Source organism: Streptomyces sp. NPDC047515, from assembly GCF_040643055.1.
Lineage (GTDB): Bacteria > Actinomycetota > Actinomycetes > Streptomycetales > Streptomycetaceae > Streptomyces.
Genome location: NZ_JBEYTM010000092.1, coordinates 1 through 17585, shown reverse-complemented (window position 1 = coordinate 17585; position 17585 = coordinate 1). Strand labels below are relative to the sequence as shown.

General features: G+C 70.5%; 12 protein-coding genes and 4 pseudogenes. 8 read left to right on the top strand and 8 right to left on the bottom strand.

Annotation, left to right across the window (positions count from 1 at the left end; genetic code table 11):
* Positions 1-90: 90 nt before the first annotated feature.
* The 3 genes and pseudogenes from ABZ826_RS36815 to ABZ826_RS36805 all read left to right on the top strand — a co-directional run.
* Positions 91-678: pseudogene (locus ABZ826_RS36815) on the top strand (class I SAM-dependent methyltransferase); the annotation flags it as partial.
* A 143-nt stretch (positions 679-821) separates the two neighbouring features.
* A complete protein-coding gene (locus tag ABZ826_RS36810) occupies positions 822-1484 on the top strand; it encodes a transcriptional regulator (protein WP_361458578.1) in 663 nt (220 codons plus the stop codon).
* A gap of 14 nt (positions 1485-1498) precedes the next feature.
* A pseudogene (locus ABZ826_RS36805) lies at positions 1499-1876 on the top strand (HD domain-containing protein); the annotation flags it as partial.
* Positions 1877-2937: 1061 nt separating this feature from the next.
* Here ABZ826_RS36805 and ABZ826_RS36800 read toward each other — a convergent pair.
* The 3 genes from ABZ826_RS36800 to ABZ826_RS36790 all read right to left on the bottom strand — a co-directional run bounded on the left by ABZ826_RS36800 (position 2938) and on the right by ABZ826_RS36790 (position 4227).
* Positions 2938-3180 (bottom strand): hypothetical protein, encoded by a 243-nt coding sequence (locus tag ABZ826_RS36800; RefSeq protein ID WP_361458576.1) that lies wholly within the window; start codon positions 3178-3180, stop codon positions 2938-2940.
* Positions 3167-3760 (bottom strand): hypothetical protein, encoded by a 594-nt coding sequence (locus tag ABZ826_RS36795; protein WP_361458574.1) that lies wholly within the window; start codon positions 3758-3760, stop codon positions 3167-3169. The genes ABZ826_RS36800 and ABZ826_RS36795 overlap by 14 nt, the downstream gene beginning before the upstream one ends.
* A 131-nt stretch (positions 3761-3891) precedes the next feature.
* The gene (locus ABZ826_RS36790; RefSeq protein ID WP_361458572.1) at positions 3892-4227 is read right to left on the bottom strand and encodes a hypothetical protein; all 336 of its coding nucleotides are present in this window, start codon (positions 4225-4227) and stop codon (positions 3892-3894) included.
* Positions 4228-4240: 13 nt separating this feature from the next.
* Here ABZ826_RS36790 and ABZ826_RS36785 point away from each other — a divergent pair, with 13 nt between their 5' ends.
* Positions 4241-8791 carry an SDR family NAD(P)-dependent oxidoreductase gene (locus ABZ826_RS36785; protein WP_361458570.1) on the top strand — a complete coding sequence of 1517 codons (4551 nt, stop codon included), beginning with the start codon at positions 4241-4243 and terminating at the stop codon, positions 8789-8791.
* A 98-nt stretch (positions 8792-8889) separates the two neighbouring features.
* Here the strand turns inward: ABZ826_RS36785 and ABZ826_RS36780 are convergent, their stop codons facing one another.
* Positions 8890-9687 (bottom strand): DUF5707 domain-containing protein, encoded by a 798-nt coding sequence (locus tag ABZ826_RS36780; RefSeq protein ID WP_361458568.1) that lies wholly within the window; start codon positions 9685-9687, stop codon positions 8890-8892.
* Positions 9688-9819: 132 nt separating this feature from the next.
* The gene (locus ABZ826_RS36775) at positions 9820-10056 is read right to left on the bottom strand and encodes a hypothetical protein (protein ID WP_361458566.1); all 237 of its coding nucleotides are present in this window, start codon (positions 10054-10056) and stop codon (positions 9820-9822) included.
* Positions 10057-11063: 1007 nt separating this feature from the next.
* On the opposite strand from ABZ826_RS36775, the pseudogene ABZ826_RS36770 reads away from it, so the two are divergent.
* The 3 genes and pseudogenes from ABZ826_RS36770 to ABZ826_RS36760 form a co-directional block, all read left to right on the top strand.
* Positions 11064-11371, top strand: a pseudogene (locus tag ABZ826_RS36770) (helicase); the annotation flags it as partial.
* Between the two features lie 124 nt (positions 11372-11495).
* Positions 11496-12983, top strand: a complete 1488-nt coding sequence (locus ABZ826_RS36765; protein WP_361458564.1) for an IPT/TIG domain-containing protein — start codon at positions 11496-11498, stop codon at positions 12981-12983.
* A 63-nt stretch (positions 12984-13046) separates the two neighbouring features.
* Positions 13047-13325, top strand: coding sequence for a DUF6207 family protein (locus tag ABZ826_RS36760; protein WP_361458582.1), 279 nt, complete (start codon positions 13047-13049; stop codon positions 13323-13325).
* A 1095-nt stretch (positions 13326-14420) separates the two neighbouring features.
* Here ABZ826_RS36760 and ABZ826_RS36755 read toward each other — a convergent pair.
* Together ABZ826_RS36755 and ABZ826_RS36750 are read right to left on the bottom strand one after the other, a co-directional pair.
* Entirely contained in the window at positions 14421-14705 is a 285-nt protein-coding gene (locus ABZ826_RS36755) for a hypothetical protein (protein WP_361458580.1), read from the bottom strand.
* Between the two features lie 175 nt (positions 14706-14880).
* Positions 14881-15042, bottom strand: a complete 162-nt coding sequence (locus tag ABZ826_RS36750; RefSeq protein ID WP_361458562.1) for a hypothetical protein — start codon at positions 15040-15042, stop codon at positions 14881-14883.
* An 887-nt stretch (positions 15043-15929) separates the two neighbouring features.
* Between ABZ826_RS36750 and ABZ826_RS36745 the strand changes: the two genes are divergently transcribed.
* Positions 15930-16595, top strand: a complete 666-nt coding sequence (locus ABZ826_RS36745; RefSeq protein WP_361458560.1) for a hypothetical protein — start codon at positions 15930-15932, stop codon at positions 16593-16595.
* Between the two features lie 545 nt (positions 16596-17140).
* On the opposite strand, the pseudogene ABZ826_RS36740 reads toward ABZ826_RS36745, so the two are convergent.
* Positions 17141-17519, bottom strand: a pseudogene (locus ABZ826_RS36740) (restriction endonuclease).
* Positions 17520-17585: the final 66 nt, after the last annotated feature.

Sequence of the window (17585 nt, the reverse complement as noted above, 5' to 3'; positions counted from 1 at the left end):
TCCTTGTAGCGGAGCTACCAGGGCTTTTGGCCAACGCGGCGAGCGTGCGCGCTGGGCGGCGCGACGGGGCAAAGCTTGCCGGGAGGGGCACTAGCGACGATGCTTCTCCAGGCCCGCGGTGCGAACGTCATCGCTGTCGAGCCAGGCCCCGGGATGGCCTCTCAGTTCCGTCTCAGCCTGCCCGAAGTCCCCCTCGTGATCGGGGACGGCAACAACCTGCCGCTGGCCTCCGCCTCCGTCGACGTCCTCACATATGCCCAAGCCTGGCACTGGACCAATCAGCGCAAATCTGTCCCGGAAGCCCTCCGAGTCCTGCGCACCGGTGGTGCACTCGCCCTCTGGTGGAACGACTCAGACAGCGCCATTCCGTGGATTGCCGACCAGGATGCGCGCTTGCGCCGACTTTTCGGTGCCGAGGACAGCCCTCACGATCCCATGGCCCGCTTCCGCGGGCTGCCAGCCGAGCTCGGCTTCGTCCACCGGCACGTGCCGTGGACCCGGAGCATTCCTCTCGGCATGCACCTCGCCAACCTCGCCAGCTACTCCGACTTCCTTGTCCTTGGTAAGGAGGCGACGAACACCTTTATTGCCAAGGAGCGCGACCTCCTGTCCGAGGTCTTCCCGAACCGGACGGTCGAGGAGCACTACGTGGTCAGCTTGGCTGTCGCCATCTGTTGACACAGCGCTGCGACACGTTGGAGACCGCCAGCGGACAGAGGTGCCGTCAACTCTCGTGAACAAACATGGAGAGGGTGGGCACTCGCTGCTGCTCAAACAGATCGACAAATGCTGTCGCTGGAAGTGAACGAAGCCAGGTCGCGGTGGCACCGCAGCTGGCGACCACGGACCGGTCGGTGTTCTTCGACCACCTGCGGGGCACGACCGAGGCGGCGGCCCGCGAGGGTGAGAGCGGGGTGCTACTGCACCGCCAGGCGCTTTACCTCGCTTCGTACGACCAGGGTCCGGACGCGGCGGCGTGGACCGCACACACCCTGCACCGCCGCCGTGATGTGCTGGCCCGGCGGGGCTGGTCGCCGCACTGGGCGGAGGCCCGCTCCACCGCGACCGCACTCGCCCGGCTCGGAGACCCGCAGCCGCTGCTGGACTTCATCGACCGTGCGCTGGCCGACGACGACACCGCGGAGGCCGCGAACCTGAACTACTGGGCGCTGTGGCTGGGGGCGCTGCCGGTGCCGCAGCCGGACGACGCCTTCATGCGGGACCGGGATCTTTCGGGCTGGGATCCGGTGACCCTGCTGCGGGGGCTCGCCCGCGGGCTGCACCTGGCGCCCGGCTACGTCGACCTCTACGCGCACTCGCTGTGGGCGCTGCTGACCGCCTTCCCGTGGCTTTCCCAGGCCGCCGGACCGCTCGCCGGGCCGCTGCGCGAGCAGACCGTCCTGCTCTTGGACGGGGTGGCATTCTCGGCGAGATCACGGCGCGAACTCGCCCACGTTCACTACGTTTTCGATCACAGCCACTGACACCGGAGGACCGTATGGCCGACGACACCACCCAGGGCACCGCGAGCTTCATCTCCGAGATGGGCGTGCTCAAGCGCGTCGCCAGGACCGGCTGGTGGTTCACCGGCAACAAGGCCCCGGAGTCTGTCGCCGAACACTCCTTCCGGGTCGGGGTGATCGGCTCGGTGCTCGCCATGATGGAGGGCGTCGACCCGGCCCGGGTCGCGCTGATGTGCCTGTTCCACGACAGCCAGGAGACCCGTATCGGGGACATCCCGCACATCGGCCGGAAGTACCTGCGCGCGGCGCCGAACGGCGAAGTGACCGCCGACCAGGTCGCCAACGCCCACCCCGCCGTCCGCACCGGCGTACAGAGCGCGGTCGACGAGTACGAAGCTGGCGAGTCCCCGGAGACGTGGAGTGGCAGCAGAACTTCCTGCCCTGATCGACGCCGTACGTTCTTGGGCTCACCCGACGGGCCGGGTGAGCCCAACGACGAGCGAGGCCGGGTCCCGGGTGCATGGCTGCTTCCGGGGCCCGTGGTGTGTCCGGCTCGGGGTCAGATCCCCTCGGCCGCCGTGGCGGCGAGCCGGCCGGCGGCTTCGGCGTCGGTCATCAGCAGGACCTGCGTCAGGTGGGCGGTGCCGTCCTGGACGACGTGGGCGCGGCCCAGGAGCGGGCTGCTCTTCGGGGCGGGGCCGACTATCGGGGCGAGGCGCTGCCAGATGCCCGCGCTGAACCGCGCGAGGATCACGGTGGCGAACTGCTCGCGGGCGGCCGGGACGAGGGCACTGCCGGCGGACCGGCCGTTGCAGAGGACGTGGATACGGGCCTGGCGTCCCGCGTGCAGGACGTCCTCGAGCGCGGTGATGGCCGGGGGACTTCTTCGGGTCGCCTTTCTGCCGGAAGGACTCCCAGTAGCGGGCGAGGTACCGCAGGGTGTTGTCGGCGTCGTCGAAGACGACCATCAGGCGCGGCGCGTCATCGAGGTCGCCTTCGAGGTCGATGCGGCGCTTCAGCTCGATGTCGAGGCCGATCAGGGCGTCGTGGATGCCCGCGGCGTTGCCGCGGTGCGTCACCGTCGGCAGCTCCTTCGCCCATAGGTGGGAAATCCGCGTGGCGTCGAGGACCAGGGCGTGGGCGCCCTGGTGGAGGAACTGGGCGGCGAGGGTGCGCAGGATGGTGGTGCTGCCGCCCCCGGTGCCGGTGCAGACCAGGATGTGCGGGGCGGTGTCGATGTCGACGGCGATGGCCGTGCCGTCGGTGCCGATGCCGATGAGCGCTGCCGAGGCGGGCAGCGCCTCCAGCTGCTCGCGCAGGCCGGGGTCGGTGAGGCGCAGCACCGTCGGGATTGCGGTGGTGGTCGTCATGGTGCGGTGTTCCTTTTCTGTGCGGTGCCTGGGGAACCGGGTGCTCTCCAGGCGAGGGGATCGTGTCGGCTGGAGCGGACAGGGCCCGGTCCAGTCGATTCGGGTCAGCCCTCTTCGGCCGGCGCGGTGACGGCCCCGGCGGCGGCTTCGGCGTCGGTCATCAGCAGCACCTGCGTGGGGTGGGCGGTGAGGCCCTGCACGGTGTGGAGGCGGGCCCGGTGGGTGCTGTTCTTGGGGACGGGGTGGATCTGCGGGGCCGCCTGGCTCCAAGCGCGGGTGGTGACCCGCCCCAGGAGAACGGTGGAGAACTGCTCGCGCCCCAGCGCGGCGCTTTTAGGTCTGGGCACCGGCCAGGACGTTGATCCGGACCTCGCGTCCCGCGAAGAGGAGTTCCTCGTACGCGTCGAGGGCCGGGGACGTCTTCGGGTCGCTCTCCTGGCGAACCTTGTCCCAGTGGCGGGCCAACTTGCGCAGGGTGTGGTCGGCGCCCTCGAACACCACCGTCAGCCGCGGCAGGTCGCCGGTGTCACCGTGCTCGTCGACGTGGCCGATGCGGCTCTCCAGTTCGGCGCGGAGACCGACCAGGGCGTCGTGGACGTCGGCGATGTCGCGGCAGTAGGTGACGCCGGGCAGGCCGTTCGCCCACGCCTGGGAGATGCGCTTGAGGTCGAGGACCAGGGCGTGACCGCCGTCGTGCAGGAGTTGGGTGGTCAGGGTCCGCAGGGTGGTGGAGGTGCCGCCGCCACCGGCGGAGCAGACCAGGACGTGCGGCGATTCGCTGTCCAGGTCGACGCAGACAGGCTGCCCGTCGGTGGTGAGGCCGACCAGGACCTTGGAGGCGGTCAGCGCCTCCATCTGCTCGCGGACGCCGGGGTCGGCGAGGCGCAGCAGCTCCGGGAGGGCGTTCTTGTCGTTCTTGTTCCACATGGTGGGGTGTTCCTTTTCTGTGCTGTGCCTGGTGAACCGGGTGTTCTCCAGGCGAAGGGGGATCGTGTCGGCCGGAGCGGACAGGTCCCGTTGCGCGGACGTCGGCAGTCGTCCGGCAGGGGCCGGGCCGGTCAGTCGAGGTCGGTGGTGCCGGAGCCGGCGCGGGGCCGGTTGCGTGCCCAGCGCTTGAGGTCGCCGACGCGGTAGAGGAGTTCGGCACCGCGCTTGTCGGCCGAGCCGGGGAAGGTGGGGTCCTTGGCACGGGCGGTGCGCAGGGAGTGGAGGCTGGCGACGCCCGGCAGGTGGTTCTCGAACGCCTCGCGGAGCCCCACCACCAGGTCGTCGACGGCCGGGGCCTCCTTCGCCGGTGATGTCGCCGCGGGGCTGCCCGGGTCGGCGAGCGGGGCAGGCGGCTTCGTGCTCCAGGCGTCGGCGAGGGTCAGTTCCTTCGGGGCCGGCGGGGTCAATGCCCATCTGGTCGTGGAGTCCTACGACACCACCGCTCCGGCCGGAGCCGCCCCGGTGCCTGGCTCCGAGCTGTACGTCCTGTCGGCCCGCACCGACGAGCAGCTGCGCTCCGGTGCTCGGCGGCTGGCGGCGCATCTGCGTGGCCCTGGGCAGCACACGCCGCTCGCCGATGTGGCCCACACGCTGTGCGTCGGACGCGATCCCCTGGACGTACGGGCCGCCTTCGTGGCGCCGGACCGGGACGTGCTGCTCGATGTGCTCGGCCGGATCGCGGACGGGACCGAGGGCACGCTGACCGGCGTGTACACCGGCCGGCTCGTCCGCGGGGGCCCGCTGGCCGGGATCTTCGACGGCCTCGCCGGCGGCCGGGACCTCCTGGCGTCCCTGGCCTCCAGGGGTGAGCTGAGCACTCTGGCCCGGTTGTGGGTGCAGGGCGCGGACCTCGACTGGGCGACGCTCGTGGCGGACCGCGACGCACGCCGCACCGCGCTGCCCGCCTATCCGTTCGAGCGTGTCCCTTACTGGCTGCCGTCCTCCGCGCTGCGGATCGACGGCGACGGCGCGGCCGGTCTCCCTTCCCCGGCCGTGCCGTCCACCCACGACGAGGATGCCGACAGCGCTCTCGTGTGGACTCCGCACTGGGCGCCGGCGCCCGTGTCGGCTCTCGTGGACGGCCCCGCTCCCGCCACGGTCGTCGTACTGGACCGGCCTGACACGCCCGCGCTGCCCGCCGAACCGGGCGTGCGGCCCTGGCCCGTGCTGCGAGCCGTGGAGTACACCCCCGACGCGGTGCCCGCGGATCCGTCCGGGCACGTCGTGCGCAGCGGCAACGTCGACGACTTGCGCACAGTGCTCGAACGGGCGGTAGTCCAGGGCCCGTTGGTCCTCGTCGACCGCCGTGGTCTGGCCCCGTACCCGGAGCACACCGGCACGGTGGCGGGGCGGCTGCCCGCCGACCTGGGGCGCGCGATCTCGGTGGGGGCGCTGCCCGCCCTCACCTGCGTGCAGATCACCTCGGCGGCGTCCGAGGATCCGGCGGACGCGGCGGCGGCAGCCTTCGGCCGGGCGGTGGCCCGGGAGACCAGCCGCTACCGCCATGTGCGGGTGACCCTGGCTGACGGCGCGACGCCGACGCTCGGTGATCTGGTCGACGAGGCACGCAGCGCCGACACGGAGATCCGTGTCGGCCGCGACGGACGCCGCGTCCTGCGTTTCGCCGAGGCGGCGGAGCGGGCCGGCGCGAGCGGTACCGGTTTCGTCGAGGGTGGCCATTATGTCGTGACGGGCGGTTCCGGCGGGGTGGGACGCCTGGTCTCGCTGCACCTCGCCGAGCAGTACGGGGCTCGTGTCACGCTGCTCGGGCGGTCCGCGCCGGGTCCCGAGCACGAGCGGTTCTGCGCCCAGTTGGCGGCCCTGGGCGGTGAGGGGCTGTACGTCCGGGCCGACGTCACCGACCGCGGCGCGCTCGACACAGCGCTGCGCACGGCGCGTTCCCGGTTCGGCGCCGTCGGCGGCGTCCTGCACGCGGCCGGGCTCATCGAGGATGCGCTGCTGCAGGACAAGCCCGACGAGTCCGTGGCCCGGGTGCTCGCGCCCAAGACCACGGGCACCGTGCTGCTCGACGAACTGACCGCCGAGGACCGGCCGGACCTGTTCATCCTGTTCTCCTCCGTGGTCGGCACCGTCGGCAACGCCGGCCAGAGCGACTACGCCGCCGTCAACGCCTACCTGGACGCCTTCGCCGTGCGCCGTGCGCAGCTGGCCGAGCAGGGGCTGCGCGGCGGCCGCACGGTCTCGGTGGCGTGGCCGCTGTGGGCCGAGGGCGGGATGCGGCTGGATCCGGAGGCAGCCGAGATGGCGGTCGCCACGATCGGCCTCGTCCCGGTCTCCACCGTGGAGGCGATGCGGGTCCTGGAGGACGCGGTGCGCGGTGACGCGCCCCGGCTGTACGTGTCCTGCGCCGGCCCCGAGCGCACCGCGAACGCGCTGGCCTCCGCCGGTCTCGCGGCGCGCGCGGGGGCCGCCCCGGCCCGGACCCGCGGGCCTGGTCTCGACCGTGCCGCGGTGCGCGACCTGGTCCTGTCCCGGATCGCGGAGACGGGCCGGGTCGCCGCCGAACGCCTCGACCCGGCAGCCGAGCTGGGTGCCTATGGCTTCAACTCGGTGCTTCTGACCGCGCTGGCCAACCGGCTCAACGAGACCTTCGGCCTGGCTCTGACCCCGGTCGTCTTCTACGAGTTCCCGACCGCGGACGCGCTCACCGGCCATCTGGTCGAACGGCATGCCACGGCGGTGCGCTCGGCGATGGGGGTCGCGGCGGCGCAGTCCCCCGCGGCCCCGGAGCTCTCCGCGGCCGTGGAGCCTTCCGCGGTTTCGCGGTCCGAGTCGGTGGATCCCGTCGTCGCCGCGCAGGCCTTGGCCGGGCCCGGCGACGGCGACGCCATCGCGATCGTCGGGCTCGCCGGCCGGTTCCCGGGGGCCGCGGACGCCGAGGAGTTCTGGCACAACCTGCTGCAGGGCCGCGATCTCGTCACCGAGGTGCCCGCCGAGCGGTGGTACTGGCGCGACCACGCCGGTGACCCGCGGCGCGACAAGGGCGCCACGGACTGCCGGCGCGGCGGGTTCCTCGACTCTGTGACGGCCTTCGACACCACGCACTTCCGGCTCTCGCCCCGCGAGGCCTCGCTGATGGACCCGCAGCAGCGGCTCTTTCCGGAGACCTGCTGGCACACGCTGGAGGACGTCGGGTACGACCCGCGTTCCTTCGCGGGCTCACGGACCGGCGTCTTCGCCGGCGCGACCCTGCACGACTATCTGGAGGTGCTGCGCGAGCACGACACCGAGGTGGCGGGTCACACCGTCACCGGCAATGTGCACGCCATCGTGGCCAACCGTGTCTCGTACCTCCTCGACCTGCGCGGCCCGAGCGAGACGGTGGACACCGCCTGCTCCAGCTCTCTGGTGGCGCTGCACCGTGCCCTGGCGGCTATCCGCTCCGGGGAATGCGAGGCGGCCCTGGTCGGCGGGGTCAACGTCGTAATGACACCGACCTGGTACGTGTCCCTGAGCCGGGGCGGCATGCTCTCCAAGGCCGGCCGTTGCCACACCTTCGACAGCCGCGCCGACGGCTACGTCCGCGCGGAGGGCGTGGGCGCCCTGCTCCTCAAGCCGCTGTCGAAGGCCCTCGCGGACGGCGACACGGTCCGCGCGGTGATCCGCGGCAGCGCCGTCGGACACGGCGGTCGGGCGCACTCGCTGACCGCGCCCACCCCGCGCGGGCAGGCGGACACCATCGTCGCGGCGCTGCGCGACGCGGGCGTGGACCCGGCCGGGGTCGGTTACGTGGAGTCGCACGGCACCGGTACCAGGCTGGGCGACCCGATCGAGATCCAGGGGCTCAAGCATGCCTTCGAGCGGGCGGCCGACGGCCCCCTCCCCGAGGCGGGCACGGTCCTGGGCGCGCTGAAGGCGTCCGTGGGGCATCTGGAGAGCGCCGCGGGGGTCGCGGGCATCATCTCCGCGGTGCACGCGCTGCGTGACCGGGCGCTGCCGCCGGTCACTGGTCTCGGCGACCTCAATCCGTACCTGGAGCTGGAGGGTTCGCCGTTCCGTGTGCTGCGCTCCCCCGAGGCGTGGGAGGCGAAGGACGGCGTCCCGCGCCGCGCCGGGGTCAGCTCGTTCGGCTTCGGCGGCGTCAACGCCCATGTGGTCCTGGAGGAGCCGCCCGCGTCTGCGTGGCCCGACGGCGCCGCCGACGGCCCGCAGGTGGTCGTCCTGTCCGCCCGTACCCGGTGCCTGCTCCACGAGCACGTCGGCAGGCTGCGGGAGTTCGCGGACAGCTCACCTGTGCGGCTGGCCGACCTTGCGTGGACCTCGCAGACCGGCCGGACCCCGCTGGCGCAGCGGCTCGCCGTGATCGCCACGACGCCGGCCGAACTGGCCGAGCGGCTCGCGGAGTTCCTCTCGGACACCGGAGAGGCGGGTGTGCCCTGCGTGCACCTGGGCGGTCCGCACACGGGCCCGTCCGGTGCCGCGGTGCGGCCCGCCGACCCGGCGGACGCCGCGGCCCGCTGGGCGGCCGGTGAGGACGTGAACTGGGCCGTCCTGCATTCCGGGCCGCGCCGCAGGATCCCCTTCCCGCTCCACCCGTTCGACCACAGCCAGGAGTTCGGCCCCTCCGGAGTTCCCGCGCGCACGGTACGGCCACAGCAGACGGCGTCGGTCCCGGAAACGGCGCCCGCGCCGCCGGAGCCGACCGCCACGGGCGGCGCCGTCCCCGCGCTCCTGACCCGCGACTGGACCGAGGCTCCGCTGCCGGGGGCCGACGACGGCGCGCGCGGACCGCTGGGGGTACTTCTCGTCCCCGGGGACGAGACGCTGGACTACGCGGAGGCGGCGGCCCACGCGGCAGGCGCGGCGAAAAGCGGCTGGGTCGTGGTCCGCGAGCGCAGCCTGCTGCCGCACCTGGGCACCGATGAGTACGACCTGGACCCGACCGGCCATCCGGCCGGGCACGCCCTGGCCGAACAGCTGCCGTCGGTGGACCCCTCGAAAGGGCGATGAGGACGGCGTAGTTCCCGGCGGAAACGCCCCCTCGCGGAAACGACGAAGGGCCCGGCCTGCCGGGCCCTTCGGTTCTCTCGCCACCGCGCGCTGCGGGACTACTTCACGTCGACGAAGTCACCGGTGGCGTTGACTGCGGGAGTCGAGGTCGTACCGGCGAAGCTCCAGCGCCAGTAGCCGTCCTCCACCGCCTTGACCGTGGTCTTCAGCGCGCCGGTGCTGGAGCCCTTCACCGTTTTGACGGTGGTGTATGTGCTGCTGTTCTTCTTCCGGAACTGGAGTTTGACCGGCTGGGACGCGTAGCCCGCGTACTTACGGGTGTCCCAGTTGGCCCGGTCCAGCTTGCCCGTGACCGTGATGGTGCTGCCCTTCTTCACGGGCTCCGGGGAGGCGTTGGCCGTCAGCCGCGACAGCCGCTGGAACTTCACCGAGGAGAACGTGTCCTTCTCGGTGAAGTTCCCGTCCTTGCCCCATGCGCCGGCGTAGACCCGCCAGGTCGTGGCGTTGGTGTTCCACAGGTATCCGGGATCGACCGTGATGGTGAGGGTGCAGGTGGAGGTGGTGGCGTTCGCGGCCTTGCACTTGGCCCTTTCCCCGTCCGGGTGGAACCCGAAGCCGTACAGGTTCGGGTTGCTGTCGCGGCCCCTCCAGATGTAGGAGAGAGCGTCCTCGATGCCCGAGGAGTGGGACGCGGTGACGGAGACCGTCACCTTCTTGGTGGCGGTGGTACCGAGCACGATCGGCTTTTCACTGTTCACCACGACCTTGCCGATCACCGGGGCGGCGTCCGCCCGCGTCAGCGCGAACGAAGGGCTGCTCGCCTGAGAGACCGGCACAGCGAGGGCGGACAGGGCCAGGGCGCCGGAGACAGCGGCAACAGTGGCACGAATACGCATTTGTTCCCCAAGTCTGGTCTGTGGGTCTGCTGACCCGACAGGCCAGACCTGGGGCGAACGTGAAAGGTTGTACTCAAAGATGAAATCTTCGCGAAGATGGATTTGAGACGGCCAACACCCCGCTCCGCCCCGTCAGTCGGACCAGCCGCCCCTGGTCAGCTCCGCCGTCCGCGACGGATCTGCCGAGTGCTTGGCGTACTGCTCGATGTGACCGTGGAGGACCTGGTGGTCGGCGGCGGTGCGGTTACGCCAGTCCAGGACCTGCTCCCGAGTGAGGTCCTGGAGGACCAACTCCTGGTCGACGTCGACGGGCTCCGGTGCCGCGGCGACGGCGGCCGGGCGCGGCGCGGGCAGCACGACCGGGGCCACCGGCGCGGTCGGGACGTCTGCGACCGGTTGCGCGGCCGCGGCTTCGGCGGCGGCCGCGACCGCGTGGCGCTGGGCACGACGGTCGACCTGCCGCGGCTGCGGACCTCACGTACAGGTGGTCGGCGGAGGCCACGCCCCGGGCGCGGCCTCCGCACTCGTGCGCCAGCCCGTCCGGGCCCGGGTGGTGAGCGAAGTGGCAGACCCGGTCGGTAATAGAGCCCATGTCCAGGCGGATCAAGCCACGGCGCGGACGTTCGCGGTCGGCACCCGCTCGTTGGCGGCCGCGATCGGATTCCGTGCGCTCCAGCGGAGTTCGTGCCGTACGCGGGGGCGTCGGGGGTGACGTCCAGGCGGCCGGTGTCCGCGTCGAACGCCACGGCCTGGGCGTGCCCGGCGCGGCCGCGGCGAGGATGACGTCGAACTGGGCGAGGACGCTTCCGCCGACGGCCGGGGCGGCAAGTCCGCGCTCGGTCATCATCATGCCGATCGTGGCACCGAGTCCGAGCAGCTCGCGGCCGTCACGGCGTACGGCCGTGCCGGTGCGCCGCTTCGGCTTCTCCTTGCGGGTGGCGCCGTTCTTCTTCGCCGCTTACCGGGCCGCGATCAGGGCCTGGCGCGCGAGGTCGACGCCGCTCAGCTCCGACCCGGCGGTCATGCGATCACCGCCCCGACCATGTCGCCATCGAGGGCGCGGGCGGCGAGCTCGGGAAGACCGCCCTGCTGGTCGCGTCCGCCCGGTACACGATCCGCACCTGGCGCACCGGTCGGTGCGGAAGTGGCGGCCGTCGGATGGGCTCGATGCGGTGGAGCGGGGCCGGCGGAGGGCGGCGCATTTCCCCTTGGCCCGGGCCGTGGTCAAGGGGTAATGCACGGGTGCGCGCGGAGTGGATGCGCGGCATCGTCACCGGCGATGCCGCGCGCTCCCGCACGATGGGGTGCGCTCCCATCCGGTGGGCCCCACTCCCGGACGGTGGGCTGCCTCGCTGGGGTGGAGTGCCGTGCATCGTCGGCGGGCCACCGGACACCTCGCCCCGCGCCAGGACGCGGTCTGGGGGGAGGACGCCGCGATGGTGCTCATCGGGCAGCACATGGCCAACCTCCACTGCAAAGACGGCCTCGGGTAGAACCCGGAGCGAGCCGCGGTGCGCGCAGCAGCTGACGGCGATCGCTCCGGACTGGAACTGCCTGTGGCCGCTGGACGCAGCGGCACCACCGCGTCCTCACGGACCTCGCCGCCGACGAACCAAGCGGCCACCTGCCCGACATCCGACCCGGGGTGACGTTCGACGGCGACGACATCGGCAAATGGCTTAAAGTCGGACCCATTCCGAACGAGTGAATCAGAGAACACAAAGGGCCTGATATTCGTGAGGGTACTGATTATGCGAATACATTGAAATGGAGATGTTTGACGATGTGTGAAGACTTAAGGAGCGAGCATGGCGGCGGCACAACAGGCCACTCCGATCACGCCTCAGGTGGCCATGACCCTGGCCGCCATTGCGGCAACTGGAGCGACTCCGCGTCCGTCGGGGGAGACCCTTCAAGCCCAGACCGAGCGGATCAAGCTCGGCATCTCCCGGCAGTTCTCCAACTCCCCCCTGACGAAAAACTGGACACCGACGTGGCTCGCGCTGAGCCCGGAGAACGCGAACTTGGCGTACATCGCCAAGAACAACGACGGCTCGAACCAGTTTGCCGTGGTCGTTCGCGGGACAATCGCCAGCGTGACCGACATTCTCGAAGACCTCGACGTCGGCACGGTGGTGCCGTTCACCGCCAGCGGGTCGAAGTCCCCCATCTCCGTGTCGAAGGGGGCGATGGACGCCTTCACTCAGGTCGTCGACATGCGTTCGCTCGGCACCAGCTCCAATCTCGTGCAGGCGCTCGCCGGCCTCTTGACGGGGATTCCACAGCCGACGGTCTACGTGATCGGTCACAGCCTGGGTGGTTGCATCGCAAACATGGTCGCGCTGTACCTGAAGGCGCAGACCTGGCAGCAAAGTCAGCCGCAGTTCGGGGTGGTCACCTTCGCGGCACCCACCGCCGGTCTGGAGAGCTTCGCCGGCTACCTCACCTCCCAGTTCGGGAGCATGAACCAGCGCTACGTCAACGCCTACGACGTGGTGCCGCTGGCTTGGGCCAATCTCCCCACAGCGGAGAGCTGGTACCCGGATCCCGGACCAGCGGCGACCCTCGAGGTGAAGGTGCTCCTCGGGTCGATCGCAACTCTGCGCGGGAACAATGTCTACGTCCAGCCGGGCACTGCCGTCAGCAAGAACGCCGACTACATGCTCCGCGACGACAATTTGGTCAAGGCCTCGGTTGAGGATTTCCTGGGCCAGGTCGCATTTCAGCACGCCAACTCCACCTACCTCAGACTGCTGGACGCGCCCGTCCTCTCCGGGCCGCCAGCGGTGACCAGCGTGATCCCCAGCTTCGGCGCATCGGGCACACAGGTCACTATCAAGGGCCGCGACTTCAGCAAGGATTGCAACGTGGACTTCGGCCCCGTCCCGTGCCAGAAACCACCCACGTTCAACCCCGACGGCACCATCACTGCCGAGGTGCCCGACGGGACCGGCATCGTCAACGTCTATGTCACCAACCCCCTGGGCACCTCCCCGGCAGTCCCGCTCGGGCAGTTCGCCTACGGCGGGCCCGAACCCGTGGTGGTCACCGGCATCACACCGGACAGGGGCAAGGCCAACGACTCGGTCACTATCTCCGGCGCGGGCTTCGCGAAAGGCGCCACCGTGCATTTCGGGAAGAACGCCTCGCCATCCGTCCAGGTCGACTCGGACAAGATCGTCGCCAAAGCACCCCCGTCGGGTAAGCCTACGAGCACGACCGTGGACATCACCGTGACCGTGAACGGCTACTCGTCCCCCACCAGCCCAGCCGACGAGTTCACCTACACCGGGTGACACCGGAGTCGATCAGCTCACTGGCCCCGGACAGCGGTCGCCCCGCGGTCCGGGGTTCTCGACATCACCGCCGCCGACGAGACAACCGCCCACGCCGCAATGGCCGAGCTGGAACGGTGGTGGGCCACCTCCGGCATCACCCCCGTACGCAGCGAACCGGGAGTACCAGGGGTGCGGGCGCGCGTGTACGCCGTCCGGTGCCCGGCACCATCACGGGCCGCTCGCCATGCTCACGCCGGAACCCCTGCGGCTTGGGGTGATCGGCCCATGGGCGGGGCGGGGTGTGGCTACCGTGCCAGGCCCGGCCGAGCGGCGAGAGCAGGAAGAACTGGCCCCCGGTAGCGCAGCGCCTTTGCCAGCAGCTGGAGCAGGCCGCCCGCACCCCACAGGCACGTCGGACAGTTGGAGCGGGACCTGCCCGCGCAAAATCCGTCGCCCTCGCTCGCCGGGCGACCGTGGCGATCGGGGTCGCCTCGTTCCTAGCCGGCCTCGGTCGGACCGCGTGGGACTGGGGAACGTCGTCCAGTTTCATCGGGCCCGACATCATCTGCGGTGTTCACATCGTGCTCTCCGCGGCGGCCACCGTAGTCGACGAGACGCGACGGGGTCCTGCACACCGCAGCGCGGAGCTGGAGGACAGCCTCGACCTGAAACAAGAGGCCCTGCGCATTGTGAGCGCAGTTCGCTCTTCCTCACTCGGAGAGCGTCGGATCCTGTACCGCGAAGATGTCGCCGGAGTCATCGAGCAGCACCGGGCCGAAAGCCGCATTACCGGCTCGTCCACAACACGCTGCAGAACCTCATCGTGATCGGCTCCGCGGCCACGACCACGGTTTGCCGCCCTGGACACCGGCCTCAAGCTGACCTGGCAGAACGTCACGGTCGTTGCCATCGGTTTCACCGTCACACTGTCTGCGGCCTTCACTGGTTACCACAAGTACCGCGAGCGCAGTTACTTCCTGTTGCAGACAGCCGACGCGGTCGAAGAAGAAGCCAACGCCTTCGCCCTTGGCATCGGCCCCTACGGAGACTTCGGTCCGGACCAGGAGCAGCAGGCGCTGCGGCTGTTCACCACTTCGGGAGGCACTGGGCAGGTGCAGCGCAGCTGCGAGGCACCGAAGCACTCGTCGGCGCCACCGACCCCGATGAGGTCCTGCGGCAGGTGCGGACCGCCACCGGCACGGACGGCGCCGACCTGGTGATCGAGCCGCGGTCAGGAAGCTCTCTGCAGATGGTCGAGGCGCGGGCTGCCTACGACACACGCCTACCGCCTGGAACAAGTGTTTCTGGACGTCCGCTGACCAGCAGGGAGACAGCCACGTCAGTGACCCACCGTCGAACTCCAAGGGCACGCCCCATCCAGGGCATCCCCAAGTACACGAGCACATGCTGATTCCCGCAGCCGACGTACGGGGCGCGGGGGTCACCCGGAGGCGGTCAGGGTGTGTCGCCGGACCAGTTCCAGCAGTTCCGCTCGCCGGGGCGCGGGTCGTACAGGGCCAGGCCGCCGGGGCCGAACTGCCCGAGCCCGGTCATCAGCGCGACGCCGGTCTGGATCTCGTCCGCATTCCAGCCGGTGATGTCGAGCAGCAGGCCGTCGAGCGGGCCGCCGACCAGTTCGGCGTAGACCCGGCCGGGCTTGGGACCGGGACGGGGATGGTCGTGGTCCTCGCCGTAGATCCGGCCGCGCAACAACTCCTCATCCCTGTCCGTGCGCCCCAGCCTTCCAGCCACCACCGGCAGCCGGGGCCGTCGGGCCTCCACCTCCCACTGCACCGGACGGCGGGGGTCGAAGTCGTAGCGGTCGGCGAAGGCCCGCCACCTCGGATCGCCCTGCTTTCCCTCGGTCGCGGGCAGCTCGTAGGCGCGGACCTGGTTGTAGGTCAGCAGGACACGCTCAGTGGCTCCAGCAGCCGGTGCGGGCCACCCGGTCCCGCTCGATGTCCTCGTCGGAACAGTCGAAGTCACCGACCATCAGCAGCACCGCCTCGCTCGGATCGGTGGCGACGCGGTCGCGGACGACATCGACGCAGGACTGGGAGCCGAAGCCGCGGACCACCAGGACCGGGATGCCATGCTCAGCCAGCCAGCCGGTGAGCAGCTGCCCAAGGGTGTCCTTTCCGCCGCGACGTACACCGCATGCGACTGGCCGATCGTGCGGTCCAGGCCGAACCAGTCGGCACTCTCCCGCAGGAACGAGCCCGCGTCCGTCCAGGACGGTGGGACGTGGACTTCGCGCAGGGTGTCGACCAGATCGGGGAAACGGCCCTCGCGGCGGGCCTGGGCAGGGTGGGAGGAGAGGTGCCGGTACATCGACGCCGTGTGCGGCAGCACCCCTCAGCGGGCGGGCGTCGCCGGTCCCGCCGCAGTGCGCGCACCGTCCCGAGCGGGCTGTCCCGGGCGTTCCGATCGTGTGTGCGGCGTCCGGCAGGAGGCGAGGTCAGTCCACGCAGATGGTCATCGTGCCCGGACAGGTCCTGGCGCTTGCCCGCTCGGTCCTCGGGACGGTCGGCCCAGGCCGCGGCGGGTAGGCCGTGCCCGCCGGCATTGGTCACCGTCCGGCCTGGACGAACCCCGCTATGAGCGGTCACGTCCGTCGGACAGTCACCGTTCACATGGCCTCCTTGGAACCTACGACAGGCCACATGTCAAGCAGCGACTTGCCGACACTTCCCAGCGGCCCACCGCCACAACGGGTGAGCAGGCGTCAGAAGATCACCTGCAAGGGCTAATGGTCTTTCAATCCCCCAAGTTCCAGGCAATTTTGACGGTTCATCAGCTCTTCCTCAAAGCGGCATAAAGGGGCTCTGCATACCCGATCAGCCCCACGAAGCCGGGGGTCCCGACTTGCTCGATATGACAGCAATAGGGGGTGTTAGTACGTTCAATCACGCACCGGCTGTCACAGCGGGACTGTCTCTGAGTCTGAGAAGGAGAACAAGCGACATGATCATGACCCGTTCCCACGCAATCGCCACGGCCGTCGCGGCCGCCGCGGCACTGACCGCGACCGGCATCACCTACGCCACCGCCGCCCCCGCCACCCAGGACCAGGCCCAGGTGGCCCCGGTCGCCGTCCCCGCCCAGGCCCCCATGGGCGGGGAGGGCGGCAACACGGGCAAGGGCAACGAAGGCAAGGGCAACGAAGGCAACGAGCGCCGGGGCAACGAGCGCCGGGGCAACGAGCGCGAGGGCAAGCGCCATCACGAGGAGGGCAGGATCCACATCAACGAGCGCGAATACTCCGGCCGCCCCGACGGCTGCATCGTCGCCGTCAGTGGCCTGGGCGCCAAGAGCTTCAACATCCGCAACGACAGCCGCAACGAGGTCGAGGTCTTCCGCGGAGCCGTGTGCGACAACGGCGCCCCCATCGCCACCGTCGGCCCTCACAGCACCGCCAACAACGTCCGCCCGGGCAGGGACGAGGACGAGGACTTCGAGAAGGGCGAGCACCACGAGAAGGGCAAGCACCACGAGAAGATGAATGACGGCGTGAAGGTCAAGAACGGAGTCATCGCCAGCTTCCGCGTCATCAAGCGCCACCACGGCGAGGGCGGCGACTTCGGCGAGGGCGGCGGATTCGGCGAGGGCGGCGGATTCGGCGATTACTAAAACCAGCAACCGCCTGATGCGCATGCTGGAGAACTCCGGCCCGCCGTAATCGGGCCGGGGCCCTCCGGCCAGGCGCACAACACAGAATCCCGGCCCGCCGTAATCGGGCCGGGATTCTCGCCTGGCCCCCGGGCCGAGGATATCCCTTCTCGGAACATCCAGCTCGGGACCGCAAAGGTGCGTGGAGGCTTCGACGAGGGCGGTGTGCATGTGGATCGCGTCGTCATGGCCATCGATGACGACGGCGATGGGCGGTGGCATGGTGGTCGGGCAAGGCGGCTGAAGGCCCAGCGCAGCAGTTCCTGGTCGACGGGGGCGGCCGGCGCGGGCCAGGACAGTGCGGGTGTGGGCGGTCAGCTGCGCCCAGGCGCGGAAGTTGCCGTGCGCGGCGTGGCTGTCGGCGGGCAGTGGCCGATGCATGGGCATGTCCGTGCGGATGAGTTCGCCAGGACCAGGGCGTCGCCGGGGTCGGACTTCTTGCGGGAGACGCCGTGCCGGTCGCGGTAGCGCGAGGCGGCCATCGGGCTGATCGCGAAGATCTCGGTTCAGCCGCCGCTCGGTGCAACCCTCTCCGGGGCGAGCGCGGCCTCCAGCCGGTCCAGGCACTCGTAGAGGGCGCAAACGAGACGGGCACGGTTCTGGACGCAGCGCACGGTGCCCTCCATGGGCACGGACAGGTGCCCCTCCGCCTCACGAAGGACGATGTCGGCGAGCGCTCGGGGACCGCTGCTCTTGGGCGACTGGTTCGCGCGGCGCCGGACGTCGGAGGTGACCGCGCGAGCATGGCCGGGTCAGCTGGAGGCCGATCTGCTCGTAGTCACGTTCGGTCAGTGCGTCCTTGCCGGTCCACGCGAGGACGGCCGTGACGAGGCACTTGTACGGTTCGCGGTCGAGCGTGTCGGCAACGGGTGAAATGGATACCACGGGCGGCGGATGAAAAGTGAGCCACTCTGCGATCTCTTGATCATTCTGGCTTCAGGGTTCTGGAGT

Coding starts and splice junctions, on each gene's coding strand:
- ABZ826_RS36795 (WP_361458574.1), bottom strand. CDS start 3,760: ATGTGGAACAAGAACGACAAGAACGCCCTCCCGGAGCTGCTGCGCCTC.
- ABZ826_RS36780 (WP_361458568.1), bottom strand. CDS start 9,687: ATGCGTATTCGTGCCACTGTTGCCGCTGTCTCCGGCGCCCTGGCCCTG.
- ABZ826_RS36765 (WP_361458564.1), top strand. CDS start 11,496: ATGGCGGCGGCACAACAGGCCACTCCGATCACGCCTCAGGTGGCCATG.
- ABZ826_RS36745 (WP_361458560.1), top strand. CDS start 15,930: ATGATCATGACCCGTTCCCACGCAATCGCCACGGCCGTCGCGGCCGCC.